The organism is Desulfovibrio sp. 1188_IL3213 (assembly GCF_036763145.1).
Taxonomy (GTDB): Bacteria; Desulfobacterota; Desulfovibrionia; order Desulfovibrionales; family Desulfovibrionaceae; genus Desulfovibrio.
Genome location: NZ_JBAIYR010000051.1, coordinates 1 through 10018, shown reverse-complemented (window position 1 = coordinate 10018; position 10018 = coordinate 1). Strand labels below are relative to the sequence as shown.

Genomic DNA, 10018 nt, shown 5'->3' with positions numbered 1-10018 from the left:
AGGGCCACGGCAAAGCCGCCCTGCAACAACGGCTCGCCGCCGGAAAGGGTCAGGCCCCCGCCGGAGCGGGCATAAAAAGCCATGTCCTGTTCCACCACGCGCAGCACGTCAGCCACATCGCGCTTTTTACCATATACCAGCAAGCCTTGAGCTGGGCAAACGTCTGCGCATGGCATGGCACAGCCGTGACACTGGCTGCGCTCCACGCGCGGCTTGTCGTCGTCGCCGCAAACAATGGAGCCATGAGGACAGGCAGGCAAACAATGACCGCACTTTGAAATGCCGATACAGCGCCCGGGATTGCAAGCCAGTTCGGCACAGGATTTTTGCGATTCCGGATTGCTGCACCAGCGGCACGAAAGCGGGCAGCCCTTGAGGAACACGATGGTGCGTATGCCCGGGCCGTCATGAACTGAATATTTTTGGATATTGAATACCATTCCCTGCTGTTTGTCATCCAGGCACATGTTTCCTTCCTTTTCTGCGCAACGGCGTTCTACGGCAAGCGACGGCCTCAAGAGAAAATTATCGTAAAAATGCGGGGAGGATATCTCCTCCCCGCTTCAGATGCCCGCCCTACATCACATCATGTTCCGTACGGGCGATGAGGTCATTCTGCAGATCGGGCGACAGGTCCACAAAGTAGGCGCTGTAGCCGGCGATGCGCACAATAAGGTTGCGGTATTTCTGCGGGTCTTTCTGCGCGGCCACAAGCGTTCCCTTGTTGACCACGTTGAACTGCACGTGCCAGAGTTTGAGGTCACAGAACGTGCGGATAAAGGACACCAGCTTTTCCGTGCCCTGCTCGCCTTCCACGCATTTGGGCGTGAACTTGATGTTCAGCATACGGGCGGCGCGGTCGCGCATGCCCATATTTTTGGTGGTGCAGTTTGAGAGCAGCACGGCGGTCGGGCCGTTCACATCGGCCCCGTGCGAGGCAGAGGAGCCGTCGGACAGGGGAAAGCCATCCGTACGGCCATTGGGCGTGGCGGAAACCACCTTGCCGAAAGGCACGTGCGAGGTAAAAGGCACATAACGCACGTCATTATGGATGCCCAGGTCGCTCATGGAGTATTTGTTGCCGTACTCCACGGAAATCTTGTCGATTTCGCGTCCGATGGCGTCGGCATACTCGTCATTGTTGCCGTAGCAGGGGGCGGAACGCAACAGGGCGCGCACGTCCTCATAGCCCTCAAAGTCGGCGTCGATGGCGGCAATAAGCTTGTCCATGCTCAGCTTCTTTTCTTCAAAGACCAGCTTTTTTACGGCCGCCAGGGAGTCCACCACGGTTCCCAGGCCCATATATTCAAAGTAGCCGAGGTTGATGCCTTCAGGAATCTGCTCCTGATGCAGGTCAATGCAGTGCTTCATGCACAGGTCATGCATGGCGGAACCCATAGGCTGGGCAAAGTGTTCGGCGCGCAGCTTGTTGATGATGTACTGCTGGGTAAACGCCGCCTTGAGGAAAAGCAGATGCTGCTCCACATAGGCATTCCAGAACTGATCCCAGGTCGTGAAGCTGCGGGGATCGCCCGTTTCGACGCCAAGCAGTTGGTCGCCGTATTTTTTCATGCGCCCGTTACGCAACACCATTTCCACGGCAGCGGCAAAGTTGATGTAGGCTCCGCCGGAGGTGTAGGTGTCGCGATTGGGCATACGGGCTTCCGTGCAGCCGGAAACGGCATAGTCCAGCGCTTCTTCAAAGGTCGCGCCCTTGGAAACGTAAAGCGGCACGATTTCTTCGTCATTGATCAGCTTGGGAAAGCCCGAACCGTACTTGATGGTTTCGGCCACGTCCCAAAGGTAACGCTCGGGCGCGCGGGAATGGATGCGGGCCGCAAGGTCCGGGTAGTGCAGCGGAAATTCCCGCTTGGACTTGAGTATCAGATAGGTGAGGTCATTGCTGGCATCACGCCCGTCAGGGGTCTGCCCGCCAACGGTGACCGCCTCCCAGTGGGCATAACCTTCGTTAAAGGCCCCGCCGGTGGGAGAAATATACATATCGATAAATTCAGCCATGCCCACCCACATGCATTCGAGCAGTTCCATAGCCTGGGCTTCGGTAATTTTTCCAGCCTCACGGTCCCGCTTGTAGAAAGGCTGGAAATACTGGTCCATACGACCATTGGAGATGGTGGTTCCGGTCTTCTGTTCAATACGGGAGAACATCTGGGTAAACCACTGGCTCTGGCAGGCTTCCCAGAAATCGCGGGCTGGCTCGCCGGGGACGTGTTCGGCGTTTTCAGCCATGCGCAGCAGTTCGGCCTTACGCACGGGGTCGGCCTCTTTTTCGGCCATTTCACGGGCAAGCACGGCGTGGCGTTTGGCCCAAAGCACGATGGCATCACACACGATGATCACTGCTTCAAGGAAGGGGCGCTTTTCACGATCGTCCTTGGCACTGAGGGGGTCAAGGGCAGCCAGCTTTTCCTGGGCCTCTTTCTTGATGCTGTTAAAGCCCCGCTTGAGGATTTTTTCGTAGTCGTGAACCCACTGGATGGATGAGCGGAACGAAGAGGTTTCGTTGACGATAAAACGGGAAATCAGACCATCGGGATCATCGTAGGTAAGCTTGTGTACCTCGGCAGGCAGGGCCGCGTTGAGCGCCTCATGGTAGGTCTTGCCTTTCCAGAACGGAGCGATCTCTTCTACCACGCGCTTGGCGTCTTCAGGCGTGATGGTGGCGGGCGACGTTTTGCGGGTGGGCAGGTCGCGCACGGCAATATCAAGAAAGTCGCCGTCCAGTTCCGGATAAAGAATGCCATAGCGCCCGTCGCAGCCGGCGCGGCCAAGCAGCAGTTGGTCTTCCTGCACATAGACGGTCATGTTGCTGGCAATGTGCATGAGAGCCTTGGCCCAGCGCAGCACCAGCGGCTGACCTTCGGTTTCTTTCATGGACTGGGTGAAATACAGCGCGCGCTCTATATCAATGCGCGGCTTCTGCCCTTCAAACCGTTCCAGAAGCCTGAAAACCCGGGGATGGGTCTTGCGGAATTTGTCTTCGCGACCTTCAATCTTGTCGTACAGGCGCTGTTCCTGGGGGGACCGGCATTCGCAAGTGGTCATGCTCATCACGCTACTCCTGAATAATATGAATTACAGAGCGCGGTACGATTTGTACGCCGCCGCGCTGAGAACGCCTTGCACAGATGGCTATCCTCGTTATGGCGACATAAGTGCATGGGGCATGCCACGTTTGCTAACACTATAATTTTATTTATGTTTTAATATATTTCCTTTTTTCAGCCAGCAGATAAAAGCTCTCCATTTCACAAATGATGCAGTTTTGCACCAAACTGTAGGGTTTTTCAATAAAACATCCCGATTATGCGACGCATATTTGCAACACTCCTTTTTTGTGGCGCATGGCGGCATGTGCAACCCTGCGCAAACAAGCATGTTTTAACTTTCACAAACAGCCTTTTTTCACACAAAAACAACCATTCCTGTTAGCTGCAAACTTGCGACACCACTATCCAGCCAAGCTCAAATCGTCGATAGCATGTATCATAATATACCGATAAGAGTGATATTTTTTAAGATAAAAGACCATCTCCCCTGCTTTTTCGCTGGCACACATCCTGCAAAAGTAAAAAATCACAAGACCCGGAGGCCAACATCAGGCATTTTGCTTTTTGCAATTGTTCATCTCATGGGAGGAGATTATGAGAAAAGTGTCACATCCAAACTGTACCACTCGTAACCCAAACGCTTCCTGCGGCCCGGACGCCCATAAAAGCCACGGGCCGTGCGGCAGGGCCGTGCCGGCAGCTTCGGCAAGTGGGGAGAACAGGAAATGAAGGTAATAGATTTTCGTTTTCGTCCAAACACTCCCGAGATTATCAACGGCATCAAGAACAGCGCCATGTTCAAGGCTGCGTGCAAGGCCATAGGCTTTGACCGGCGCAAGCCACAGCCCCTGGAAGACATTGTGGCCGATCTGGACCGCCTTGATGTGGAGACCGGGGTCATCACAGGGCGCGACTGCGAAACCACCTATGGTTTCCCTGCCAACAATCCGAGCGTGCTGGAGTTCTGCCGGGCCTACCCGAAAAAATTTGTGGGCTTCTGGGGAATCGACCCACACAAGAAAATGGCCGCCCTGCGCGAAATCGAGCTTGTCTCTTCCGAATACGGCATGAAGGGCATCGCCATTGACCCGTATCTTGCGCACATTCCCGCATCCGAAGCCCGTTTTTACCCCGTGTATGCCAAGTGCTGCGAACTGGGCCTGCCCGTATTCATCACCATGGCCCCGCCGCCCCAGGTTCCCGGAGCCATTCTGGAATATGCCGACCCGCGCGACGTGGACAAGGTAGCCAGGGACTTTCCCGAGCTTACGCTCATCATGAGCCACGGTGGCTACCCCTTTGTAAATGAGGCTGTTTACACCTGCTTGCGCAACGCCAATGTATACATGGACATTTCTGAATACGAACGTGCGCCCATGGTGGACGTGTATGTGCAGGCCATGAATGAACTGATTACGGACAAGGTGCTTTTTGCCAGCGCCCACCCCTTTGTGGAGCTGGCCGACGCTCTTGAAGCATACCGCGACTTTGCACTGACTGATGAGGCCCGCCGCAAAATCATGTATGAAAACGCCCGCCGCGTGCTGGGCCTGGCATAAAGGAGAACGATATGAGCGTTGCCGTCAATGACAAGCAGGCGCAAAAAAACCTGCGCCGCGTGGTTATTTCCTCCCTCATGGGCGCGGTTATTGAATGGTATGACTTTTTCCTTTATGGCGTGGTGGCCGGGCTTGTGTTCAACAAGCTTTATTTTCCCGCATTTTCACCGGGTGTAGGCACCATCCTGGCATTTGCCACCTTTGCCGTGGGCTTTGTGGCCCGCCCCTTGGGCGGCATTATCTTTGGTCACTTCGGCGACAAGATCGGCCGTAAAAAAATGCTCATCCTCACCCTTGAGATCATGGGCGTTGCCACGGTGCTCATTGGCTGCATACCCTCTTACGACAGCATCGGCATCTGGGCTCCCATTCTGCTGGTTATCTGCCGTCTGGCCCAGGGCATCGGCCTTGGCGGGGAATGGGGAGGCGCCGTGCTCATGGCCTATGAGTCCGCACCGGCCCACAAGCGCGCATTCTACGGCAGCCTCCCCCAGGTCGGCCTTTCACTGGGCTTGATGCTGGCTTCCGGGGTTATCGGCCTGCTTTCATTCCTGTTGTCTGACGAAGCGTTTCTTGCCTGGGGCTGGCGCATCGCCTTTTTGCTGAGCGCGGTTCTGGTGCTTGTGGGCGCGTACATACGCACGTCCGTTCAGGAAACCCAGGACTTTTCCTCCGCCAAGAAAGAAGTGGCGAAAATACGTTACCCCATGCTTGAAGCCTTCAAGCGCTACCCCAAAACCCTTACTGCCTGCGTGGGCGCGCGATTTGTGGAAGGCATCGCCTTTAACGTTTTTGGCGTGTTCTCACTGACCTATCTTACACAGACCTGCGGAGTTAACCGTACGGTGGCCCTTATGGCCGTTGTGGTGGCCTCGGGTGTTATGGCCTGCTTCATTCCCATGTGGGGAGCCATGGCAGACCGTGTGGGCAAAGGCCGCATCTTCGGCACAGCCGCCCTGCTGCTGGGCATAACCGCCTACCCGGTATTCTGGGTGTTGCACAACTACGCCACCACAAACCTTTTCTTTGTTTACCTGGCTATTATCGTTCCCTTCGGCATTATCTATGCTGCAGCCTATGCCAGCATGGCAAGCCTGTTCTCTGAAAGCTTTGATGCCACGGTGCGGTATTCCAGCATTTCATTCGTATACCAGTTCTCAGGCATTTTCGCTTCGGGCCTGACGCCCATGATAGCGACCATGCTTGTGCAGGCCAACGATTCTCAACCCTGGTACCTCTGCGGGTATCTGCTTGTGGCGGGCGTCATCAGCACCGCATCCACCATATGGATAGGTAACCTCCGGGTTGCGAAGGCAGAGCCGCGCGTGTTGCCCGACGAAGAAAACAGCGCTCTTGCCCCCAGTTCCGTAAGCGAACAGAACGCCTGACGTCTCCTGAGTCTGCCCTTCAAGGCCGGGGATTGCCGACCCCGGCCTTGAAGGATCAGGCCGCACCCTCTGCGGATGCAGACATTCCCCCTGTGAAAGCCCCCTTTGCCCTGCCGCTGCCGCAGGGCAAAGGGGGCCGTGCCTTCGATGCAGCCCACCGCATCGCAAACAGATCCTTCCCACAACAGAGAAACGCCCGCCGCCGATGCGAGATCGGCGGCGGGCGAACAGCCGGAAACAGCCTGTGGCGTCCGGAGTCTGAAGAATTTTCCTATTTGGCGGCCTTCTCGCCCTGCCTGTCTTCCTGTACGGGGATATCCTTCACGTCCACGATACGCACGCCGAATTCGGCCACGCCATCGGGAGGCGCATAGAACAGCACCATAAAGGGAACCTCGCCCCCACGGGGGACATTGGTATTATTGGTGAGAATCTCCACCTTGTTGTTGAGAAAAGACTCCATCTCCTTTTCGCTCAATACCTGAAGCTGAAAAAGGGAAAGCTGCACGCCGCCGAGCTGTTTTTTGGTGGCGAGCGTTTTCTTGTCCTTGTCGTAAATAGCGGCCTCAACGGTAACCAGTTCCTTTGGTTCAGGAAACTCGTTAACCACCTTGCCCTCAATGACAAAGACCTTGCCCACTTTTTCATTGTCCACATAGTACTGGCGCACATTGCGCATGGTGAGCATTTCCACCTTTTTAGCCAGTTCCTGCTCTGTGGGCGGGGCGTTTTCGCCAGCGGCGGAATGCTTGAAATACCAGTACGCGCCTCCGCCACAAGCCAGCACCAGCAACAAGATGCCAAGCAGCTTGCCAAGCCTGCCCCGCTTTTTGACGGGCATATCAGGCAGAGGCCCCTGGGCGGCAAGCTGCTCGGCCGGATCATAGGCAAAAACAGTCTTGCAAACCGAACAACGCAGCTTCACACCCGGCCTGGCATGTTGATCCGGCAGGTTAAAGCGGCTTGAACAATTGGGACATCTTACTTCCATGCCGTTACTCTCCAAAACCGTATCCGGCAGCCGGAACAGTGGAACGTTTACTCGGGAATGATCTCAAAAACAGCGGGCAGATTGCGATAGTGTTCGGCGTAATCGAGACCATACCCCACAATAAAGCCCTGCGTCAGCTTAAAACCGGCAAAGTCGACGTGAACGTCAATTTCGCGCCTTTCATTCTTGTCCACCAACGAGGCCAGGCGCAGGCTGCGGGCCTTGCGCGCGGCAAACTGCCCGAGCAGAAAGCGCATGCTGTGTCCACTGTCCACAATATCTTCAACAATCAACACATGCTTGCCACAGATATCAATCTCGATATCCTTGTTGAAAATAACATGCTTGGAACTGCTTGATCCCTTGCCGTAGCTGGACAGGCGCACGAAGTCCAGCTCCAGGTTCTTATTTTGCAAGGCCCGTACCAGGTCGCTGAAAAACACAAAGCCGCCCTTGAGCACACATATGGCTACCAAGGGTTCCTGACCATAACAGGCGTCAATTTCAGCGGCCAGTTCCTTCACCCGTTGAGCAATCTGCTCCTGACTGAAGACGGTTTTCAGTTCTTTGACCTTAATCTCATGCCCCACCTTAGACATCTGATCCTCCAGCACGGGCCGCAGGGCGGCCCCATCTTCAGGGGCCGCAACATTTTCCGGCTCCATGGCGAACAATCCGCATTGGTCAATGCGGTCGGGACAGCGGACACCCCACGCGCCTGCCGTCCATATTTTATGGGCGCAGCCCGGCCCGGCATGGGCCGCGCGATGGACGCGCAGCCCAGAAGATCAGGCCCGGAACATGCTTTGTATGCTTACTTCTGCTCAAGCAGCTTGCTGAACACCATTTCCATCATTTCGGCATCGGCAATGCCCGGCTCGGAGATGACGCGCTGCCCGTCCTTGGCATAAAAAACATTGTGCGGGATGCTGGTTATCTGAAACGCCTTGGCAATATCACGGTCTGCCATGTACACGGGGTAGTCCATGCCCATTTTCTTGATGAACGGCGCCACAACCTTGGCGTCGTCATCCACGGAAAGGCTGATGATAAGCACGTCCTTGCCGGCGTATTTTTTGTTCACCTGCACAAGCTCGGGAATCTCCACCTGGCATGGCGGGCACCATGTGGCAAAAAAATTGAGCATGATGACCTTGCCCTTGTTCTTGGTCAGAAGGTCTGTCAGCCCTGCCAGATTGAGCGAAGGCACGCCCGAGGCGGACGAAGAGCCGGCAAATGCCGCGCAGGGCAAAAGCAGACACAACAACAAGGGAAGAATAATTTTTTTCATATCATACCTTTACGGGCCGTACTGAAGGCCGGAATATGCGTGAAGGGTTACCATGCCGCCGGGCCTTGCGCGCGGACGCACGGCATGACCGCGCCCGCGTAATTGCAGAACAACGCTACACAAAATTCTTGGCGGCCCGCACGGCGCCCACGGCATCCGCGCAATAGGCGTCGGCTCCGATAGCATCGGCAAACGCCTGGGTGACGGCCGCGCCCCCCACCATTACCTTGATGCCCAGCCCCTTTTCTCTGACCAGCTTTATGGTATCTTCCATACGCACCATCGTCGTGGTCATCAGGGCCGACAGGCCGATAATACGCGCTTTATGCTCAAGGGCGCAAGCCACGATATCTTCAGCAGGCACATCCTTGCCAGCGTCAATGACAGCAAAACCGTGATTGCCCAGCAGCAGGGAAACGATATTTTTACCGATATCATGAATATCCCCTTCCACCGTGGCCATTATCACCACCGGGCGTTCTTCCGGACCCCGCCCGGCTTCAAGCCGGGGCTTCAGATGGGCAAAAGCCGTCTGCATGGTCTCGGCCGCGCGGATAAGCTGGGGCAGAAAATATTCCCGCCGCTCGTAACGTGCGCCCACCTCGGTAATGGCCGGAATAAGCACTTCCTGCACAAGGGTGAAAGGCTCTGCCCCTGCGGCCAGTTCGGCCTCAAGCAACGAGAGGACATTTTCCCTGTCGCCGTTAAGCACTGCCTCGCCAAGGGTTTTGGACGCCCCGCCCCCTCCCTGGCGCTGCAGCACACTGCCTTCACCGGGTTTCCAGTTGGCGTAGCCTGAAATAAACGAGGAAGCGTGGGGGTCATGCTCGCCGAGCACCTTAAGGGCATCAGCCGCCTCGCGCAGGCGCTGGGCCGACGGATTGGCGATGCACGATGAAAGCCCCGCACCGGCGGCGTAGGCCAAAAATGTGGCATTGAGCAGATCGCGCGCGGGCAGGCCGAAAGAAAGATTGGAAAGGCCGAGGGTTGTGGGCAGCCCCTGGTCGGCGCACCAACGCGTCATTTCAAGACATTGGCGTGCGCCGTCCGGGCTGGAGGATACCGCCAGAGCCAGAATATCCACCATCATAAGCCGACGTGGAATGCCCAGGCGCTCGGCCCGCAGAAGAAGGCTTTCCACCGTGCGGATGCGCTCCGCGGCCTTTTCCGGCAGGGTTGCCCCCTCAAGAGGCAGCAGGATGAAAGGCGCGCCGTAATCGCGGCACAGCGGCCCCAGCAGTTCCATGCGCCCTTCTTCACCGCTGACGGAATTTACCAGAAAAGAACCGGGGCAGTAAGGCAAGGCGGCCGCAATGGCCTGGGCATTGGAAGAGTCCAGAGAAAGCGGCACCGTGAGCCGCCCCACCAGACGCTGCACCAGTTCTGGCAAAAGCGCGGTTTCGTCCACAAGCGGAGCGCCCACGTTCACGTCCAGCACCGTGGCCCCGGCCTCAAGTTGCGCATCGGCAAATTGCAGGGCCGTATCAAAACGCCCTTCCTGAAGCTCAAGCGTAAGCTGCTTTTTGCCTGTAGGATTGATACGTTCACCGATAATGGCAAGAGGCTGCCCCACGCCGATGCGCACCATCTGGGAACGGCTCGTCAGGCAGATGCCGCTGCGCGCCACGCCGGTGGAGCACACCTCGCCAAGCCCGCGCAGACTTTGCGCCAGAGCCGCAAGATGCTCGGGCGTTGTGCCGCAGCAGCCGCCCAGCACC

General features: G+C 56.6%; 8 protein-coding genes. 2 read left to right on the top strand and 6 right to left on the bottom strand.

What is annotated here, in order from left to right; genetic code table 11:
- Both V6C16_RS04350 and hpsG read right to left on the bottom strand, forming a co-directional pair.
- The coding region (locus V6C16_RS04350) for a glycyl-radical enzyme activating protein (RefSeq protein ID WP_333542805.1) at window positions 1–467 on the bottom strand (467 nt) is incomplete at its 3' end.
- Between the two features lie 109 nt (window positions 468–576).
- Window positions 577–3072: a (2S)-3-sulfopropanediol dehydratase gene (gene hpsG / locus V6C16_RS04345; RefSeq protein WP_333535296.1), complete on the bottom strand. Its 2496-nt coding sequence runs from the start codon at window positions 3070–3072 to the stop codon at window positions 577–579.
- 724 nt (window positions 3073–3796) lie between these two features.
- Between hpsG and V6C16_RS04340 the strand changes: the two genes are divergently transcribed.
- Both V6C16_RS04340 and V6C16_RS04335 read left to right on the top strand, forming a co-directional pair.
- The gene (locus tag V6C16_RS04340) at window positions 3797–4630 is read left to right on the top strand and encodes an amidohydrolase family protein (RefSeq protein WP_333535297.1); all 834 of its coding nucleotides are present in this window, start codon (window positions 3797–3799) and stop codon (window positions 4628–4630) included.
- An 11-nt stretch (window positions 4631–4641) separates the two neighbouring features.
- Window positions 4642–6018 (top strand): MFS transporter, encoded by a 1377-nt coding sequence (locus tag V6C16_RS04335; protein WP_333535298.1) that lies wholly within the window; start codon window positions 4642–4644, stop codon window positions 6016–6018.
- Window positions 6019–6289: 271 nt separating this feature from the next.
- On the opposite strand, the gene V6C16_RS04330 is transcribed toward V6C16_RS04335, so the two are convergent.
- The 4 genes from V6C16_RS04330 to V6C16_RS04315 all read right to left on the bottom strand — a co-directional run.
- Complete coding sequence (locus tag V6C16_RS04330) at window positions 6290–7009, bottom strand: zinc-ribbon and DUF3426 domain-containing protein (protein ID WP_333535299.1); 720 nt, start codon at window positions 7007–7009, stop codon at window positions 6290–6292.
- A 47-nt stretch (window positions 7010–7056) separates the two neighbouring features.
- A complete protein-coding gene (gene hpt, locus V6C16_RS04325; protein ID WP_333535302.1) occupies window positions 7057–7608 on the bottom strand; it encodes a hypoxanthine phosphoribosyltransferase in 552 nt (183 codons plus the stop codon).
- 215 nt (window positions 7609–7823) lie between these two features.
- Complete coding sequence (locus V6C16_RS04320) at window positions 7824–8300, bottom strand: TlpA family protein disulfide reductase (RefSeq protein ID WP_333535300.1); 477 nt, start codon at window positions 8298–8300, stop codon at window positions 7824–7826.
- A gap of 115 nt (window positions 8301–8415) precedes the next feature.
- Window positions 8416–10018 (bottom strand): cobalamin-dependent protein (locus V6C16_RS04315; RefSeq protein ID WP_333542804.1); only part of this gene is annotated, 1603 nt, incomplete at its 5' end.